The organism is Streptomyces sp. NPDC052301, from assembly GCF_044593395.1.
In the GTDB taxonomy this organism is placed as follows: Bacteria; Actinomycetota; Actinomycetes; order Streptomycetales; family Streptomycetaceae; genus Streptomyces.
Window position 1 is genome coordinate 62,423 of the sequence record NZ_JBIUBE010000016.1, and the last position, 17,990, is coordinate 80,412.

Here is a 17,990-nt window from a genome sequence, read left to right on the forward strand (position 1 = left end):
GAGGCGGGCCGCTCTCCGGCCTGGGCGCGGCCTACCCTGAGGAGGTCACCACGCAACCGGAGTCCGAGAAGTCGGAGAAGTCGCACACCATGAGTGCCCTGAGCGAAACGCCCTATCCCTACGACGCGCCCGCCTCCCAGGCGCTCTTCGACCGCGCCTCCGCCGTCACGCCCGGGGGCGTGAACTCCCCGGTGCGCGCCTTCCGCGCCGTCGGCGGCACGCCCCGGTTCATGGTGTCCGGCCGTGGGCCGTACCTCACCGACGCCGACGGACGGGAGTACGTCGACCTGGTGTGCTCCTGGGGTCCGATGATCCTCGGGCACGCGCACCCCGAGGTCATCGCCGCCGTGCAGGAGGCCGTAGCGCGCGGTACGTCCTTCGGCACGCCCGGTGAGGGCGAGGTCGCGCTCGCCGAGGAGATCGTCGCCCGGGTCGAGCCCGTCGAGCAGGTGCGGCTCGTCAGCAGCGGCACCGAGGCGACCATGTCCGCCATCCGGCTCGCCCGTGGGTTCACCGGGCGGTCCAAGGTGATCAAGTTCGCGGGCTGCTACCACGGGCACGTGGACGCGCTGCTGGCCGCCGCCGGCTCCGGGGTCGCCACCTTCGCGCTGCCCGACACGCCCGGCGTCACCGGTGCGCAGGCCGGCGACACGATCGTGCTGCCGTACAACGACCTGGAGGCCGTGCAGGAGGCCTTCCACCGGCACCCCGGTGAGATCGCGTGCGTGATCACCGAGGCCTCCCCGGGCAACATGGGCGTGGTCCCGCCGGACGCCGGCTTCAACCAGGGGCTGAAGGACGCCTGCCGGAAGAACGGCGCCCTGTACATCTCCGACGAGGTGATGACCGGGTTCCGCACCAGCCGCGCCGGATGGTTCGGGATCGACGGGGTCAAGCCGGACCTGATGACGTTCGGCAAGGTCATGGGCGGTGGGTTCCCCGCCGCCGCCTTCGGCGGGCGCGCCGATGTGATGGCGCACCTGGCTCCCGCCGGGCCCGTCTACCAGGCCGGCACGCTCTCCGGGAACCCGGTCGCCACCGCCGCCGGACTCGCCCAGCTGCGGCTGCTCGACGACGCCGCCTACGACACCGTCGACGCCGTGTCGCAGCAGATCCAGTCCCTCGTCACGGAGGCGCTGAGCAAGGAGGGCGTGGCGCACCGGCTGCAGACCGCGTCCAACATGTTCTCCGTGTTCTTCACCGACCGGAAGGTGCGGAACTACGAGGACGCCAAGCGGCAGGAATCCTTCCGCTTCACCGCGTTCTTCCACTCGTTGCTGTCGAACGGCGTCTACCTGCCGCCGTCGTCCTTCGAGTCCTGGTTCGTGTCCACGGCCCACGACGAGCGGGCCATCCAGAAGATCGCCGACGCCCTTCCGGCGGCGGCCCGGGCGGCTGCGGAGGCCACCGCGTGAGCGACAACACCACGGGCAACGGCAACGGCGGGAACAGTGACGTCACCGTCGTCCACCTCATGCGGCACGGCGAGGTCGAGAACCCGGACGGCATCCTGTACGGGCGGCTGCCCGGCTACCACCTGTCCGAGCTGGGCCGGAAGATGGCCGACCGGGTCGCCGAGCACCTCACCTCGCGGGACGTCACCTATGTCTGCGCCTCGCCGCTGGAGCGGGCGCAGGAGACGGCCACCCCGATCGCCAAGGCGCACGGTCTCGACCTGGACACCGACGGACGGCTGATCGAGGCCGACAACGTCTTCCAGGGCAAGACCTTCGGTGTCGGCGACGGCGCGCTGCAGCGGCCCGAGAACTGGAAGTACCTCGTCAACCCGTTCCGGCCGTCCTGGGGCGAGCCGTACATCGACCAGGTCGTGCGGATGATGGGCGCGCTGAACGCGGCCAAGGACCGGGCGCGCGGGCGCGAGGCGGTGCTGGTCAGCCATCAGCTGCCGATCTGGATCGTGCGGTCGTACGTCGAGCGGCGGCGGCTGTGGCACGACCCGCGCAAGCGCCAGTGCACGCTCGCCTCCCTGACGACCTTCACCTACCAGGGTGACAAGATCGTCTCCGTCGGGTACAGCGAGCCCGCCATCGATCTCGTCCCGGCTCATCTGCGTGCCGGTGCCAAGCCGCAGAAGGGCAAGGGCACGGCCCAGGGGAAGGCCTTCGGGGCCTGAACGTCCCGAAAGCCCTCAACGCCCGGGTGACAGCAGTTGCTGACGGTCCGTTTGAAGTGACTTAGCGCGCTTTTGCGGAATCCGTTACGAAAACCATACAAATCTGAGGAACCCCCCCGATCGTCGCGCCCTCTGACTGGGTGACCACCAGCAGGCGCGACGAATCGGGGATTTCCATGCGCACCGTCTCCCGGAACTTTTCCCGCCGGGGAATGCTCGGCCTCGGCGCGGGCGCGGCGGCCGCCGCCACTCTCGCCGGCTGCGGGAGTCACACGACTTCGGACGGCGCGGGGCACGCAAACGGTTCCGGCACCGACAAGGACGGCAAGGGCCGCACGCGGCAGCCGGCCCGGCCCATCGGCGACGGCTCCACCTCCTTCACCGGCAAGCAGCCGCACCAGCCCGCCCGGCCCGAGCCGCTGGAGCCGGGACAGACGCCGCCGCAGTTCGTCATCTTCTCCTGGGACGGCGCGGGCGAGGTCGGCAACGGCCTCTTCCCGCGCTTCCTGGACCTCGCCAAGCAGCACGGCGCGAGCATGACCTTCTTCCTCTCGGGGCTGTATCTGCTGCCCGAGTCCAAGAAGCGGCTCTACGCCCCGCCGAACAACCCCGTCGGCGCCTCCGACATCGGCTACCTCACCGACGAGCACATCAAGGCGACGCTCACCAACGTCCACCGCGCCTGGCTCGAGGGCCACGAGATCGGCACCCACTTCAACGGCCACTTCTGCGCCGGTCACGGCACGGTGGCCAACTGGACGTCCCAGCAGTGGCTCAGCGAGATCCAGCAGGCCAAGAAGTTCGTGAAGGAGTGGCGGACCAACACCGGCTGGACCGATCTGCCGTCGCTGCCCTTCGACTACGACAAGGAGCTGGTCGGCGGCCGTACGCCGTGCCTGCTCGGCCAGAACCAGCTGCTGCCCACCGCCCGGAAGCTGGGCTGGCGCTACGACGCCTCCTCGCCGGGCGGCCGTCAGATGTGGCCGGAGAAGAAGCTGGGCATCTGGGACCTGCCCCTGCAGCAGATTCCTTTCCCCGGGCGTTCCTTCGAGGTCCTCTCGATGGACTACAACATGCTCGCCAACCAGTCCGTGAACTCCACCAAGGCGCCCGCCTACAACTACCCGGGCTGGCGCAAGCAGTCCGCGCAGGCGTACATAGCGGGCTTTCAGCGGGCATATGAGACAAATCGGGCGCCGTTCTTCGTCGGCAACCACTTCGAGCAGTGGAACGGCGGCATCTACATGGACTCCGTCGAGGAGGCCTTCAAGCACATCGCGCGCGAGAAGGAGAAGGGTGCCGATGTGCGGATGGTCTCCTTCCGGCAGTTCGTGGACTGGATGGACGTGCAGAAGCCCGAGGTGCTCGCCAAGCTGCGCACCCTGGAGGTCGGGCAGCGGCCGGCCGGCGGCTGGAAGGAGTTCCTGCGGGGCACCAAGTCGGCCTCCTCGGACGCCGCGTGAGACCGCTCGGGGCAAGTCGTCCGAAATGTCCCGTGTAAATACGCCCTGAAATGCGGTTTTCCACCCGGCAGGGGGGTGCGCGAGATCCCCGGAACAGGCATGCGAAACTTTTCACATGAGTACCCGTAGCCGCGCCGTCCTGCTCAGCGCCGTGGCCGCCGTCGCGGCCCTGACCCTGTCCGCGTGCGGCAACGGCGGCACCTCCGGCGGCGGTGGCAACACCAACTTCGTCACCGGCCACAACGGCATCGACACGGCCCCCGCGGGCAAGCGCGCCACGGTCCCGGACCTGTCCGGCAAGACCATCGACGGCAAGACCCTGGACGTCGCCGACTACAAGGGCCAGGTCGTCGTCGTCAACGTCTGGGGCTCGTGGTGCGGGCCGTGCCGCGAGGAGGCGCAGTACTTCTCCAAGGTGTCGAAGCAGTACCAGGGCAAGGGCGTGCAGTTCGTCGGCATCAACACCCGGGACACCAGCACCACCCCGGCGCTCGCCTTCGAGAAGGAGCACGGGATCGCCTACCCGAGCCTGTACGACCCGACCGGCAAGCTGATGCTCCGCTTCGAGAAGGGCACACTCAACCCGCAGCTGATCCCCTCCACGCTCGTCATCGACAAGCACGGGAAGGTCGCCGCGCGGGCCCTGGAGGCGCTGGACGACAGCACCCTGCTGAAGATGCTCAAGCCGGTCCTCGCGGAGAAGTGACGTGAGCGCGATGCTGACGCTGGCGGTCGGCCAGAACCAGACCGTGCTGCACGGCGCCCTGCTCGTGGCCGCGCCGATCGCCCTCATCGGCGGGCTCGTCTCCTTCTTCTCGCCCTGTGTGCTGCCGCTCGTCCCCGGCTATCTCTCCTACGTCACCGGCGTCGCCGGCACGGACCTGGGCGAGGCCAGGCGCGGCCGGATGGTCACCGGCGCCTCCCTGTTCGTGCTCGGCTTCAGCGCCGTGTTCGTCTCCACCGGAGCGCTGTTCGGCTCCTTCGGCTGGACCCTGCAGGCGCACAAGGACGTGCTGTCCAAGGTGCTCGGCGTGGTCATGATCCTCATGGGCGTCTTCTTCATGGGGCTGCTGCCCTGGTTCACCCAGCGCGAGTTCCGCTTCCACAGGCGGCCGACGACCGGCCTGGTGGGCGCGCCGATAGTGGGAGCGCTGTTCGGGATCGGCTGGACCCCCTGCCTGGGCCCGACCCTGTCGTCGGTGAACCTGCTCGCCATGAGCGAGTCCAACGCCGAGCGCGGTGCCCTGCTGATGGTGGTCTACTGCATCGGGCTCGGCCTGCCCTTCGTGCTCGCCGCCGTGGCGTTCCGCAAGGCCCTCGGCGCCTTCGCCTGGGTCAAGCGCCACTATGTCTGGGTGATGCGCATCGGCGGGACGATGATGATCGTGACCGGTGTGCTGCTGCTGACCGGTGCCTGGGACAGTCTGGTGCAGCAGATGCAGACCTGGTCCGGTGGCTTCGATGTGGGGATCTGACCGATGAGCAAGACCGAAACCGACAAGAACCCGGACCAGGAGGACCGCCAGGAGGACCTCGGTGCGGCCGGCTCCCAGCTGTCCACCGCGCCCAGGGAGGAACTCTCCTCCGTCCCCGGCCTCGGCGTGATCGGCTGGATCCGCTGGTTCTGGCGGCAGCTGACCTCGATGCGGGTCGCGCTGCTGCTGCTCCTGCTGCTCTCGCTCGGCGCGATCCCGGGCTCGCTGATCCCGCAGACCGGCGCCGACCTCAACAAGGTCGACGAGTTCCGCAAGGCCCACAGGACGCTCGCGCCGGTCTACGACAAGCTCGGCCTGTTCCACGTCTACAGCTCGGTGTGGTTCTCCGCGATCTACATCCTGCTGTTCGTCTCCCTCATCGGCTGCATCGTCCCGCGCACCTGGCAGTTCGTCGGCCAGCTGCGCGGCCGGCCGCCGGGCGCGCCCAAGCGGCTGACCCGGTTGCCCGCGTACACGACCTGGCGCACCACGGCGGACCCGGAGGAGGTCCGTGAGGCCGCGCTCGCCCTGCTGAAGAAGCGCCGCTTCCGCGCCCACCTCGCCGGTGACGCCGTCGCCGCCGAGAAGGGCTATCTGCGGGAGGTCGGCAACCTGGCCTTCCACATCGCGCTGATCGTGCTGCTCGTCGCCTTCGCCTCCGGCCAGATGTTCAAGTCGGACGGCACCAAGCTGATGGTCGAGGGCGACGGCTTCTCCAACACGCTGCTCATGTACGACGACTTCAAGTCCGGCAGCATGTTCCACAACGACGACCTCGTGCCGTTCAGCTTCGACCTCAAGGACTTCAAGGCCACCTATGAGGTGAGCGGTCCGAACAAGGGCACTCCGCGCACCTTCGAGGCGAAGATCAAGTACAGCGAGGGCGCGTACGGCAAGGAGCGGTCGACCACCGTCAAGGTCAACCAGCCGCTGAAGATCGACGACGCCAAGGTCTACCTCGTCAGCCACGGCTACGCCCCCGTCATCACCGTCCGCGACGGCAAGGGAACGGTCGTCTACCACGACGCCGTGCCGCTGCTTCCGCTCGACGGCAACGAGACGTCGAACGGCGTGATCAAGGTGATGGACGGCTACCGCGACGGGCAGGGCAAGAAGGAGCAGCTCGGCTTCCAGGCCTTCTTCGTGCCGACCTTCGACCCGAAGAGCGGCACGATGCTCTCGCAGTTCCCGGCGCTGGTGAGCCCGCTGCTCGCGGTGAACGCCTACCACGGCGACCTCGGGGTCGACACGAGCAGCCAGAACGTGTACCAGCTGGACAAGACGCACATGAAGGCGTTCAAGGACGGCAAGGGGCAGCTGCTGAAGAAGCTGCTGCAGCCGGGCGACACCCTGAAGCTGCCGAACGGCGCCGGGTCCATCACCTTCGAGAAGGACATCAAGGAGTGGGCCGGCTTCGAGATCGTCCAGGAGCCGGGCGGCGGCTGGGCGCTCGGCGGTGCCGTCGTGGCGATCTTCGGTCTCGCCGGCTCCCTGTTCATCCAGCGCCGCCGCGTGTGGGTGCGGGCGGTGCGCGGTGCCGACGGCGTGACGGTGGTCGAGATGGCCGGGCTCGGCCGCAGCGAGTCCGCCAAGGTGCCCGAGGAACTCGGCCATCTCGCCGGAACCCTCTACGACCAGGCGCCGGGGGCACCCGAACCCGACGACGACTCCACCGAATCTCCCGTCGTACCTGCCGAAGGGGCTGAGAAGTGACTCTCGCCGCCGCAACCAACGAACACCTCGCGAGCATCAGCAACACGCTGATCTACTCGTCGATGGCCGTCTACACCCTGGCCTTCTTCGCCTACATCGCCGAGTGGCTCTTCGGCAGCCGCAGCAAGGTGGCCCGTACGGCCGCCGCGCTCACGGCGGAGACCGGGGCCGCCAAGGGCCCGGCCGTCACCGTCAAGCAGGCCGGCGGGGGCACCGCCGTGCTGGAGCGGCCCAAGGTCGTGGTGCGGTCGGCGTCGGGCGCCCGGGACGTGCCGGACGGGCCCGGCGCGCACGGCGGTGACGTCCAGGGCGACCTCTACGGCCGTATCGCCGTCTCGCTCACCGTGCTCGCCTTCCTGGTGGAGCTGTGCGGGGTCGTGGCCCGCGCGGCCTCCGTGCAGCGGGCGCCGTGGGGCAACATGTACGAGTTCAACATCACCTTCTCCACGGTGGCCGTCGGCGTGTACCTCGCGCTGCTGGCGCTGAAGAAGAACGTGCGCTGGCTCGGGCTGTTCCTGATCACCACGGTCCTCCTCGACCTCGGTCTCGCCGTCACCGTCCTGTACACCGCGAGCGACCAGCTGGTTCCCGCGCTGCACTCGTACTGGCTGTACATCCACGTCTCCACCGCGATCTTCTGCGGCGCGGTGTTCTACGTCGGCGCGGTCGCCACGATCCTGTACCTGTTCAAGGACTCCTACGAGAACAAGCTGCAGACCGGTGGCAAGCCCGGCGCCTTCGCGACCTCGGTGCTGGAGCGGCTGCCCGCCTCGGCGTCCCTGGACAAGTTCGCCTACCGGGTGAACGCGGCCGTCTTCCCGCTGTGGACGTTCACGATCATCGCGGGCGCGATCTGGGCGGGCGACGCCTGGGGCCGCTACTGGAACTGGGACCCGAAGGAGACCTGGTCCTTCATCACCTGGGTCGCCTACGCCTGCTACCTGCACGCGCGCGCGACCGCCGGCTGGAAGGGCCGCAAGGCCGCCTACCTGGCGATGATCGCCTTCGGTTGCTGGCTGTTCAACTACTACGGCGTCAACATCTTCGTCAGCGGCAAGCACTCCTACGCGGGCGTCTGAGCCCGGGGTCGCCCACACTGGTGTCATGAGCGGTTCCATCGCACAGGGCATCAGTCAGACCCACGGGAACACGCACATCCTCCACTTCGTGGTGCGGATCCCGAGGCGCATGGAGGACGTCTGGCCGGCGGTGGCCACCCCCGAGGGGCTCGGGGCGTGGTGCACCGCCGTCGGCGTACTGGAGCCCCGGCTCGGCGGCGCGGTCATGTTCGGTGACCTGGGCAGCGGTCAGGTCACCGCATGGGACGTGGACCGGGTCGCGGAGTACACGGTCGGGGGCGGCGGCCGGATCCGGTTCCACCTGGAGCGGGACGGGGAGGACAGCAGCGCGCTGCGGTTCACGCACGAGTTCCAGGGCGAGGCGGAGTCGGAGCAGCGCTGGCGCACCAGATTCGAGCGCCTGATCGAGGTCCTGGAGTCAGGGGAACCCCCGACCGGGCCGGAGCCCGCGCAGCCCGCCTCCGGCGCCCCCGGGCAGGAGCCCGTCGAGCCCCTCCCCGGCCAGCTCACCTAGGCCGGCTCACCCGGGACGGTCACCCAGGACGGTCGCCTAGGACGGCGGCAGGCACTCCTTGCCCGGCGGTTTCCCTTCCGGCCAGGCGATCCGCACGAACCGCGAGCCGCCCTGCGGGGTCAGCTCCACGATCGGCACGGCCTTGTCGTACGGGTTGCCGTGCACGTCCAGGCAGATCCAGCCGCTCGCCCCGTCCACCCGCAGCGAGCCCTTGACCTGCGGCCACTGCAGTCCGACGTCCCCGAGCGCCGGGACCTTCCGCCCGTCCGGCACCGCCTCGCGGATGCCGTGCACCGCCAGGCGCAGGGTGTCGTAGCCGATGATCAGCTGGCCGTCGTCCAGGGCGACCGGCCCGATCGGGCCGACCGGCTCCCGCGCGGCGGCCGTCAGCAGCCCGCTCAGCGCCTGGAAGTCCGCCGCCGAGCCGCCCGTCCGCGCCGGATCCCCGGTGAAGGCGTCCGGGTGGGCGAGCGAGGTGTAGCGCACGGACAGGTGGTGCCGCAGGGCGCTGCGGTCGAGCTCCTTCTCGTGGGTCAGGTAGGAGGCCTCGTCACCGGTCAGCACGGTGAATCCGCGGTCCTGGCAGCCGCGCCCGCCGAGCGCGTTGATGAACTGCCGCAGCTGGGTGTGCCGGCCCGCGAACAGGATGGTGTCGGTCTCCCGGGAGGTGTCGCACACCAGGTGGGTGATCTGCCGGAAGGTGTTCGCGGTCGTCCCCTCCTGGCTGCGGTCGGCGGGCGGGGTGAAGGGCTGCGGCTCGTACGGCGAGCCCTTGATCAGCGCCGCGAACGACTCCTGGAGCGTGCGCGTGTACGGGTCGCCGGGCTTGTCGTACACCAGCAGCGCCTTGCCCGCGCTCACCTTGGCGAAGGAGGTCAGCGCGCGAGCCTCGTCGGTGTTGGTCGGTGAGACCCGGGCGAGCCCTGGGTAGGGGTCCTTGCCGTGCAGGCCGTTGGCGAGGTCGTCGGCGGTGATCGAGGAGCCGATCACCGGGATGTGGCGGCTGGTGAGCGCTTGGACGGCCTTCTTGTTGTTGTCGGTGCTCTGCCCGACGCCCGCCACCGCGCGCAGCCGGTCCGCGCTCGTCGTCATCGCGGTCAGCCGGTCCACGGTCCGCCGCCAGTACTGGCCCGTCGCGCCCGGGTTGGCCAGCACCAGCCGGATCTGCGGGGACTCGCCGTTGGCGTCGTGGTTGGCCTGGTACTGGGCCAGATAGGCGCCCTGCAGCTGGTGCTGGATGTCGTTCAGGTTGGTCGGTGTGGTGGAGGTGTAGGGCAGCATCAGCGCCACCGTCACATAGCTGCCCGGCTTCAGACGGTCGTTCTCCCGGCCGATCGCCCGGACCGTGTCCCGCAGCTGGGCCTGCCCGAAGTCGTACGGGCCGCTCGCCACGCCCACGCACTCGCCGCTGCCCTCAGGGCGGGCCACTCCGGGCGCGCACGACCGGTCGTCGTGCATCAGAGTCCCTACGGCGAACACCAGCCCGGCCACCACGGCCGCCGCCACCAGCAGGGACAGATACCGGCGCAGCGGGATCTCCCACACGTGCTCGCGCACCCATGTCCCCGCAGCCCTGCGCGCCATCACGCCACCCCGCTCCGGTCGTCGTCCGCGCCGTCGTCCGCGTCCTGCGGGCCGGCCGGCGGGCGCCCGGCGAGCGCCGCCGCCGGCCAGTCCCGGGAGGCCGCCCACAGCAGCGCGTTGCCCGCCAGCTGCAGGTTGGACAGCTGCTCCAGCTCGAAGCGGAGCCGGTCGCACACCGTCGGGTCGGGCAGCACCAGCGGATCCGTCAGCAGCCACACCGCGTGCAGCAGCCGCCGTATCCGCAGGTGGAGCACGGCGTCCGCGCCCTCCGGCACCGGGTGGCCGGCGTCGTCACGGCCGAGCGCGACGGCCGCCCGCCGGTCGTCGCGGCCGGTGAAGTCACGGCCCTCGGCGTCGTGCGCGTGGAAGTACGGGGCGGAGGCGACGAACCGCAGGGTGCGCAGCCAGACACGGGTGTCCGTGGTGGGGAAGGTGTCCCGGAGGTGGGCGACCGCCGGCTCGGTGACGCCGAGGGCGAGTTCGTGGTGCAGCCGGTAGCGGGCGTCCTCCGGCGTCGCGTAGTGCGCGGCCAGCGTCTCGTGCGCGGTACGCCACGCCGTGTGGTCCGCGTCGCGCAGGTGCAGCCGGAGCAGCAGCAGGGTGCGCACGAACGGGTCGCCGACGAACTGCCCCGGCACGGCCGGCAGCCCCTCCTCGACGAGCAGCGACTGCAGGGCCCGTACGCTCGCCGGTCCGAAGGTGTCCGGGAGCAGCTCCGCGGCCAGCGCACAGGCCGAGCCGTGGTCGTGGGCGGCGGCCAGCACGGTCAGCTCCTCCAGCCGCTCGGCCGGCACCAGCCGGTCCAGCAGCGCCTGGTAGGCGGGCAGTTCGGGCAGGTCCTCGGCGGGCCGTATCCCGGCGGTGAGCAGCTCGCCCAGCGAGGACACCCCGGGCAGGTGCTGCGCGGCCGACCCGGCGAGCAGCTCGATGCCCAGCGGGTTGCCGCCGGTCAGCCGGTGGGCGGCGGGCGGCAGCGGGGGCGGTACGGCGGTGTCCGCGCAGACCGCGCCGACGATGTGCAGGGTGTCGTCCGGGCTCAGCGGGGGCAGCGCGATCAGCAGTGCTCGCGAGGACGGCGTCGCGTCCGGCGCCCAGTCGGTGCGCCGGGCCACCTCCGGCAGCTCCCGCCGCACCGCGCTGCGCAGCTCCTCGCGGGCCTCGCCGCGCCGGGCCGCGACGAACGCGACCTGGTCGGCGATGCCCTCGGCCCGCTCGCGCAGCACCGCCGCCACCAGTCCCGGGCCGGGGGCGGACTGCGCGTTGTCGACCAGCACCAGGGGGCGGCCGAGCCGCTGCATCCGGGGCAGCATCCCGGCGTACGCCTCCGTCAGGTCGGCCAGCAGCGCCCGCACCAGGTACCGCTCGGCGTGCTCCCGGGAGCCGCCGCCCGCGCGGAAGTGCCCGGACAGCAGGATCAGTCCGCGCTGCGCGTGCCCGCCCGCGTTCGGGTACGTCCGGTACCACACCGACGCCTTCTGGTGCCGGCGGCTGGAGAAGCCCTCGGCGACCGACTCCAGGGTCGCCTCGATGGCGCCCGAGACCAGCGGTCCGGTGCCGGTGGCCGCGGCGACCACCTTGGCCGCCACCTTCCCGGCCCAGCGTCCGGCGAACCCGCTGATCCACGACCCGCTCTCGTTCAGCAGCAGGATCCGCTCGACCTCGCGGCGGATCCGCTCCGAGTCGGCGTCGCCCCAGCCGCCCGCGGCCACCGCGACCAGACCTGACATCAGCCGCGGGAAGGTGATCCGGCCGGCGCCGGTCACCGGTTCCGCGAGCCGCTCGGCGATCATCAGCAGCGCCTGCGCGAGCGGGGACCACGACTCGGCGGGCCGGTCCGGGGGCGGTCCGGCGAGCTGCCGCTCCGCGCAGTCGATCAGCGCGACCGGGGTGTGCCCCTGGTAGGCGTCGCGCAGTTCGGCGAGGACGGCGCTCTTGCCCAGCCCCCGGGCCCCGGTCAGCAGCACGAACGGCGGCTCGTGCGGATGCTCGTAGGGATGGGCGCGATGGTGGTAGGGGCGCAGGCCGATGAGCCGCGGCGCGAGACCGGCCGGATCGACGTCGAACAGCGCCCCGCGCCCGTGCAACCGTCTGTGCACCGCATCGCCCCCCTCAACAGCAGTTTAGAAAGGGCGAGTTGATTCGGACCAGGGTCAGTGATGTCCGTTGGGTTACGAATTCTGCGGGGCTGCGTTCCGCATGCGGCCGCCCGTCAGCAGACCGCCGGGAGGCTGCCGTGGGCCACCGCGGCGATCCGGTCCCGCAACCGTTCGACGTACAGCCGCATGGTCTTCGCCGCCACGTCCGTGTCCGGGTGGCGGCTCGCCAGCCACAGCCCCTCGGGCAGCCGGTTCACCCACACGCACACCTGGTCGCCGTACGACACCCGCAGCAGTCCGTACGCCCGCTGCTCGGCCCAGTGCGCGGCGCCGGGGATGTCCCGGGTGTCGACGTACGACACGATCGAGTACAGGTCGGGCGAGGTGGGACGGAACTCCGCGCCCAGCAGCCGCAGCACCCGGGCCAGCGGCATCCGGGCCAGCGACCGGTTGGCCTGCAGCTCGGCGCGGACGGCCCGCAGGGCGTAGGGGAAGCCTGGGGTGCGGTCCACGGGCACCTCGATCGGGGCGGCGCCCACGTACCAGCCCACCGACTCGCTCCAGCGCGACTTCACCCGGGTGTGGAACGGCACCACCGTCCGGTACACCGGCTGCCCGCCGAGCTCGTGGACGATGAGCCCGGTCGCGGCCAGCAGTCCGACCAGGCTGCCGCCGTACGGCCTGCAGTAGGCCTCGAACGCGGCGGCCTCGTCCGCGTCCGCCAGCGGCTCGCTCAGCATCCGCTGCGGGGGCAGCGGACCGCCGGGCGGCAGGCCGAGGTCGACGGGGAAGCCGGGCAGGGTGCCGTCGCAGCGCCGGATGAACTCCCGCCAGCGGGCGACGATCTCGTGCCCGCTGTCGATGCCGTCCGCGTCGGCCCGCTCGATCTCACAGAAGTCGACGTAACTGGCGGCCGGGGTGCGGGAGTCGGCGGGGCGCCCGGAGAGGCCGGCCGCGTACAGCTCGTGCACCTCGGCGGCGATCCGGTGCACGGAGTAGGCGTCGACGTTGCTGTGGTCGAAGGCCAGGTACACGCTCGCGCCGTCGTCCCGGACGACCGCCGTGTAGATGAGGTTGGGCCAGCGCAGGGCGTCCGCTACGGCGTCGAAGCGGTCCTGCAGGTGCCGGACGAGCGCGTCGGCGTCGGGGAAGTCGCCGACCTCCTCCCGGCGCAGGGACACGTCGGCAGGGTCCAGCGTGAAGCGGCGCAGCTCGTCGCCCGAGGCGCCCGCCCAGCGGAAGCCGCTGCGCAGCGTCTCGTGCCGCACGGTCCAGGCGCGCAGCGCCTCCTGCAGCACGTCGAGGTCGACCGGGCCCGGGATGTCGAAGGCGGTGCCGAGCCAGGTCGGCACGAACAGCCCGCCGTCGCGGACGCACTTGGCCGTCCTGATGTGCGACTCCTGGATGTAGGCGGGGGGCCGGGAGTCCTCCGGCAGTGCCGTGGCCGCCGCGACGGTCGCCGGGCTCAGCGTCCACTCGACGAGCCGTCCCGGCCGGACCTCGCAGCGCTGGATGTCAGTGATTCGCACGCGTCTCCCATCGCAGAAGGGGGCCCTTGGATACGGGCCCCCTCAGCGCAAATGCCGTGGGACGCGGCCGGGACATGCCCGTGCCGTTCATTTCGTCGGAACGGGTGGTGGGCCGAACGCGGAAGTGATTAACCGACGGTGATCGAGTCGAGCTTGGCGCGCAGGTAGACGTGCGAGTCGACGGGCGGGTAGGCCACCCGGCCCACCGGCGCCGGGACGGACTCCACCCGGGTGCCCGGGGTGCACTCGCCGAAGTAGACGAGCGACATCAGTTCCTCGTGGGGCGCGTCGACGGGCGGCGGCAGCACCCGGTGCCGGCCCGACCGCCAGCGGTCGCCGGTCCAGCGGGCCATGAGATCGCCGAGGTTGACCGTGAACGCGTTGGGGTCGAACGGCGCGTCCTCCCAGCCGCCCTCCTCGGTCCACACCTGCAACCCGCCCTTCCCGGCCTGCCGGTCCAGGACGGTGACGGTGCCGAAGTCGGTGTGCGGACCGATGCGGAACTGCCCCGGCTCGGGGCTGCCGACGCGTTCGGTGCCCGGGTACCAGTTGATGTTGAAGCCGTACGTCGGATGACCCATGTGCCGGGTGAAGAAGGCGGGTTCGCCCTGCAGCGCGTACCCCAGCAGGGTCAGCAGCCGGTCCGTCAGCCCGGCCATCCGGTCGAGGTACTCCTCGCACAGCGGCCGCAGGCCGGGGACTTCGGCGGGCCACACGTTGGGCGCGTACCACTCGGCGTCGACGGCCGGGTCGTCGAAGGGTTCCCGGGTGGCGAAGGTCAGCGACTCCTTCAGGTCCGGCGGTGTCTCGGTGCCCTCGGCGTACCCGTTGGCCTCGGCCCCCGGTCCGAGCCACCCCCGCCCCCCGACCCTGGCCGCGTACGGCTGCTTGACAGCGGCGGGGAGCAGGAAGAACCGCCGGGCGGCCTCGCGGATCCCGGCCCGCAGCCCCGGGTCCACCCCATGCCCCCTGACCAGCAGGAACCCGGCCCGCTCGAGGGCCTGGTCGACGGTGTGGGCCAGCGCGGCGCGCGCCTCGGCGTCCCCTTCGGTCCAGGCCTGCAGATCGATGGTCGGGACACGGGGCGTACGGGGCGTTCCTGACTCACTCACCGATGTCCTCGTTCCACAGGGCGGGGTTCTCCGCGATGAAGCCGCTCATCAGGGCCACGCACTCGGGATCGTCCAGCACTACGACCTCCACACCGTGCTCGGCCAGCCAGTCGTGGCCGCCGTGGAAGGTGGTGGCCTCGCCGATCACCACCCGGGAGATGCCGAACTGGCGGACCAGGCCGCTGCAGTACCAGCACGGGGAGAGCGTGGTGACCATGGTGGTGCCCCGGTACGACCGCTGCCGCCCCGCCGCCCGGAACGCGGCCGTCTCGGCGTGCATCGAGGGGTCGCCGTCCTGGACGCGGCGGTTGTGCCCGCGGCCCAGCAGGGCGCCGTCGCAGCCGTAGAGGGCGGCGCCGATCGGTACACCGCCCTCGGCCAGCCCCGACCGGGCCTCGGCGAGCGCGGTACCGAGCCAGCCCCGGGCCTGCTGCTGATCCATGGCTTCACTGTGCGGCACCGGCGCCCCCACGGCAACGGACCCGCCGGGGGGCACCGCGGCTCGGCGGGGGTCCGTGGCTCCCGGGGCGCGGCACCGCGCTCGCTCGCGCGCCGCCACCGGCCGGCCCGGCAAGATCCGGGGGAGGAGCCCTAGCCGCCCAGCATGCCGATGATCGCCTGCACCGCCTGGGCCACCGGCTGGCCGACCGCGCCGACGGTGGCGGCGATGCCGGCGATCGCCATCAGCGCACGGTGCCGCTCCTGCTGGGGCACGGTCGCGTCGGCGCTGACGGCGGGCAGGGACTCGTCGAGGAGCTGGGCGCTGACCGCCGGCACCTGGGCGCGCAGCTCGGCGACCAGCCGCTGCAGTTCGGCGAGGGCCGCGACCAGGGCCGGGTCCTGCCGGTCCGCGCCCGCGCCGCCCAGGTTCTTGACGATGCCCTGGTTGCCCTGGCCGCCGTACATGGTGACGTTGTCGCCGTAGTAGTAGTTGTTGCCGCTCATGCCGCGATCCCCACGTTTCCGTTGCCGCCGTACATGTTCACGTTGTCACCGAAGTAGTAGTTCTTCGGGGAGAAGGTGAGGCTCTCCACCGTCACCTTGAACTCGGTGTCCGGGTGGTCGATGGCGTAGGAGATCTGGCCGACGAGCTGGTCCAGGTACCGCGGGTCCCGGCTGGTCACCAGCGCGGTGGACGCGCCCGAGGTCTCCACGGCGAGGACGTGATGGGGAGCCGCCCCGAGGACGGAGATCATGTCGATGAGGAAGAAGATCTCGGCGCAGACGGCCACCAGCCAGACGAACGTGACGTAGCCGGCGGCGCCGGAGTTCTGCTCCGCGCCTCCCAGCGCCAGGGACGGCAGCCCCGGCAGCATCGCGATGAACCCGACGGCCAGCGTTCCTGCGGTGTACCGCAGGAACCGCAGCACCGCCTCCTTGCGCTTGGGGCGCAGGACGAAGCTGTAGACGCGGGCGATGTTGTGCAGCGGGTAGACCGCCGCGCCGATCCACAGGATCCGCTTGCTCACCCGTATCTCGACGGCGGCCGGCGCCGGGTGCGCCGGCGGTGCGGGAACGTCCGGCATGGACGGTGCCGAGGCCGGCGCGGGCGGCGGGGCGGCCGGTCCCGCCGGCGGGGCGGCCGGGGCGGCCGGGGCGGCCGGGGCGGCCGGCGGATCCTGGGCCGGGTGCTCGGGTGGCTGGCCGTTCTGCATCTTTCTCCGTCCCCCACAGGTCAGGTGTCCCTCGAAGCTCAGTGACGACCATTAACCCCATCGTGGCTGGGTGATGGCAAGTCGGTGGGTGCGACGAAGTCCCGGAGCGCGGAGTGGAACTGACGGAAAATCAGCCGCCGACGCGCAACAGCAGCTTCCCCGTGCTCGTCCGCCCTCCCATCAGCCGGTGTGCCTCCGCCGCGTCCTCCAGGGGGAACTCGGCCGTCACCGGCAGCGTCACCGTCCCGTCGGTCACCTTCGCGAACGCCTGCTCCGTGAGCCGGCGCAGGGCGTCCGGGGCGGTGCCGGCCAGGGTGAGGATGGAGAAGCCGGAGACGGAGACGCCGAGCGGGTACAGCTCGGGCTGGCCGACGCTCCACGGCGCGGCCCCGCTCGCGTTGCCGAAGGAGACCAGGCGCCCGAAGACGGCCAGCGAGGCGAGGCCGGCGCGCAGGGTGTCACCGCCGACGGGGTCCAGGACCAGGTCGAGCCCGCGCCCGCCGGTCGCCTGCCGCACCGGGTCCTCGAAGGCGCCGACGAACACCTCGTCGTAGCCGTGCTCCTTGGCGTGGGCGGCCTTGGCGGCCGAGGACACCACGCCGTACACCGCCCCGGCGCCGGCCGCCCGCGCGAGCCGGCCGACCGCGGTGCCGACACCGCCCGCCGCGCCCTGGACGAGGACCGACTCGCCGGGCTGGAGCCGGCCGACGGTGTGGACGAGCGCGTAGGCCGTGGGCAGGACCGTCGGCAGGGCCGCCGCGGTGCGCAGGTCCAGGCCGGCGGGGAGCGGGAAGACGGTCGCCGCGTCGGCCGCCACCACCTCCGCGTAGGCGCCGCCCTCGGTCAGCGCCACGACCTCCTGGCCGACGGCGAGGTCCGTGACCCCGTCGCCGAGCGCCCGGACGCGCCCGGACACCTCCAGCCCGGGGACGTACGGCAGCGCGGGCACCCGGTACCCCTCCGCACGGGCCTTGAGGTCGGCGAAGTTCACGCCCGTCCAGGCCACGTCGATGCTCACCTGCCCGGGTCCGGGCTCGGGCACCTCGGCCGTCACCACCGTCAGCACCTCGGGTTCGCCGTACTGCTGGAACTCCACCGCGCGCATGCCGTACCTCCGGCTCGGACCACGTGTTCAATCGGATGCGAACACTCGTGAGTGTATGGTTTTCATCGAACAGTCGGCAAGCGGACCACAGGATCGAGGAGGCAGCGTGACCGGCGCCAGACACCGAGCCGCCCCCGAGCACACCCACCCCGACGACGTGCCCGTGGAGGCCGCACTCGCCGCCCTCGCCGACCCGGTGCGCCTCACCCTGGTCCGCGAACTGGCCGGCTCCGCCGACTGGGCCCGCAGCTGCGGCAGCTTCGACGTGCCGGTCGGCAAGGCCGCCCTCAGCCATCACTTCTCGGTGCTGCGCGCGGCCGGGCTGGTGGAGCAGCGCGACGAGGGGCCCCGGCGGGTCAACCGGCTGCGCCGGACCGAGTTCGACGCCCGCTTCCCCGGGCTCCTCGCCCTGGTGCTGCGCGAGGGCGGCACGGACCGCTGACCCCGGGCATCCGGTATTCCGCTTTTCGCTGACGGACCTTCACATCGTGTTGGTGCAACGGTGGCTGGGCGTTCCCTGTGGCGCCGTCC

Annotated in this window: 17 protein-coding genes; 9 read left to right on the forward strand and 8 right to left on the reverse strand. The window is 71.6% G+C overall.

Translation table 11 applies throughout. From position 1 onward, the window contains the following. Window positions 1-98: 98 nt before the first annotated feature. The 8 genes from hemL to ACIHEJ_RS33925 all read left to right on the forward strand — a co-directional run bounded on the left by hemL (window position 99) and on the right by ACIHEJ_RS33925 (window position 8,378). Window positions 99-1,415 (forward strand): glutamate-1-semialdehyde 2,1-aminomutase, encoded by a 1,317-nt coding sequence (hemL, locus tag ACIHEJ_RS33890; RefSeq protein ID WP_400141574.1) that lies wholly within the window; start codon window positions 99-101, stop codon window positions 1,413-1,415. A gap of 59 nt (window positions 1,416-1,474) precedes the next feature. Beyond that, window positions 1,475-2,134 carry a histidine phosphatase family protein gene (locus ACIHEJ_RS33895; protein ID WP_400141575.1) on the forward strand — a complete coding sequence of 220 codons (660 nt, stop codon included), beginning with the start codon at window positions 1,475-1,477 and terminating at the stop codon, window positions 2,132-2,134. 176 nt (window positions 2,135-2,310) lie between these two features. Beyond that, the gene (locus ACIHEJ_RS33900) at window positions 2,311-3,597 is read left to right on the forward strand and encodes a hypothetical protein (RefSeq protein ID WP_400141364.1); all 1,287 of its coding nucleotides are present in this window, start codon (window positions 2,311-2,313) and stop codon (window positions 3,595-3,597) included. Window positions 3,598-3,712: 115 nt separating this feature from the next. Beyond that, window positions 3,713-4,303 carry a TlpA family protein disulfide reductase gene (locus ACIHEJ_RS33905; RefSeq protein WP_400141366.1) on the forward strand — a complete coding sequence of 197 codons (591 nt, stop codon included), beginning with the start codon at window positions 3,713-3,715 and terminating at the stop codon, window positions 4,301-4,303. A 1-nt stretch (window position 4,304) separates the two neighbouring features. Next, complete coding sequence (locus tag ACIHEJ_RS33910) at window positions 4,305-5,072, forward strand: cytochrome c biogenesis CcdA family protein (RefSeq protein WP_400141368.1); 768 nt, start codon at window positions 4,305-4,307, stop codon at window positions 5,070-5,072. 3 nt (window positions 5,073-5,075) lie between these two features. Then, the gene (locus ACIHEJ_RS33915; protein WP_400141370.1) at window positions 5,076-6,785 is read left to right on the forward strand and encodes a cytochrome c biogenesis protein ResB; all 1,710 of its coding nucleotides are present in this window, start codon (window positions 5,076-5,078) and stop codon (window positions 6,783-6,785) included. Next, on the forward strand, window positions 6,782-7,864 hold the full coding sequence (ccsB, locus tag ACIHEJ_RS33920; protein WP_400141372.1) for a c-type cytochrome biogenesis protein CcsB: 1,083 nt from the start codon (window positions 6,782-6,784) through the stop codon (window positions 7,862-7,864). Before ACIHEJ_RS33915 ends, ccsB begins: the two co-directional genes overlap by 4 nt. 25 nt (window positions 7,865-7,889) lie before the next feature. Further along, window positions 7,890-8,378, forward strand: a complete 489-nt coding sequence (locus ACIHEJ_RS33925) for a hypothetical protein (RefSeq protein ID WP_400141373.1) — start codon at window positions 7,890-7,892, stop codon at window positions 8,376-8,378. Window positions 8,379-8,414: 36 nt separating this feature from the next. On the opposite strand, the gene ACIHEJ_RS33930 is transcribed toward ACIHEJ_RS33925, so the two are convergent. From ACIHEJ_RS33930 to ACIHEJ_RS33965, 8 genes are all read right to left on the reverse strand, one after another. Continuing rightward, window positions 8,415-9,962, reverse strand: a complete 1,548-nt coding sequence (locus tag ACIHEJ_RS33930) for a hypothetical protein (RefSeq protein WP_400141375.1) — start codon at window positions 9,960-9,962, stop codon at window positions 8,415-8,417. Further along, window positions 9,962-12,058: a hypothetical protein gene (locus tag ACIHEJ_RS33935; protein ID WP_400141377.1), complete on the reverse strand. Its 2,097-nt coding sequence runs from the start codon at window positions 12,056-12,058 to the stop codon at window positions 9,962-9,964. Before ACIHEJ_RS33935 ends, ACIHEJ_RS33930 begins: the two co-directional genes overlap by 1 nt. A 113-nt stretch (window positions 12,059-12,171) precedes the next feature. Further along, window positions 12,172-13,587, reverse strand: a complete 1,416-nt coding sequence (locus ACIHEJ_RS33940; protein ID WP_400141379.1) for a condensation domain-containing protein — start codon at window positions 13,585-13,587, stop codon at window positions 12,172-12,174. 128 nt (window positions 13,588-13,715) lie between these two features. Then, complete coding sequence (locus ACIHEJ_RS33945) at window positions 13,716-14,699, reverse strand: isopenicillin N synthase family dioxygenase (protein ID WP_400141381.1); 984 nt, start codon at window positions 14,697-14,699, stop codon at window positions 13,716-13,718. After that, window positions 14,692-15,141 carry a nucleoside deaminase gene (locus tag ACIHEJ_RS33950; protein ID WP_400141384.1) on the reverse strand — a complete coding sequence of 150 codons (450 nt, stop codon included), beginning with the start codon at window positions 15,139-15,141 and terminating at the stop codon, window positions 14,692-14,694. The genes ACIHEJ_RS33945 and ACIHEJ_RS33950 overlap by 8 nt, the downstream gene beginning before the upstream one ends. A gap of 149 nt (window positions 15,142-15,290) precedes the next feature. Next, entirely contained in the window at window positions 15,291-15,644 is a 354-nt protein-coding gene (locus tag ACIHEJ_RS33955; RefSeq protein WP_400141386.1) for a hypothetical protein, read from the reverse strand. After that, a complete protein-coding gene (locus ACIHEJ_RS33960) occupies window positions 15,641-16,354 on the reverse strand; it encodes a DUF6232 family protein (RefSeq protein WP_400141389.1) in 714 nt (237 codons plus the stop codon). The genes ACIHEJ_RS33955 and ACIHEJ_RS33960 overlap by 4 nt, the downstream gene beginning before the upstream one ends. A gap of 130 nt (window positions 16,355-16,484) precedes the next feature. Next, window positions 16,485-17,459: a zinc-binding alcohol dehydrogenase family protein gene (locus ACIHEJ_RS33965; RefSeq protein WP_400141390.1), complete on the reverse strand. Its 975-nt coding sequence runs from the start codon at window positions 17,457-17,459 to the stop codon at window positions 16,485-16,487. 106 nt (window positions 17,460-17,565) lie between these two features. On the opposite strand from ACIHEJ_RS33965, the gene ACIHEJ_RS33970 reads away from it, so the two are divergent. Continuing rightward, window positions 17,566-17,901: an ArsR/SmtB family transcription factor gene (locus tag ACIHEJ_RS33970; protein WP_400141391.1), complete on the forward strand. Its 336-nt coding sequence runs from the start codon at window positions 17,566-17,568 to the stop codon at window positions 17,899-17,901. Window positions 17,902-17,990: the final 89 nt, after the last annotated feature.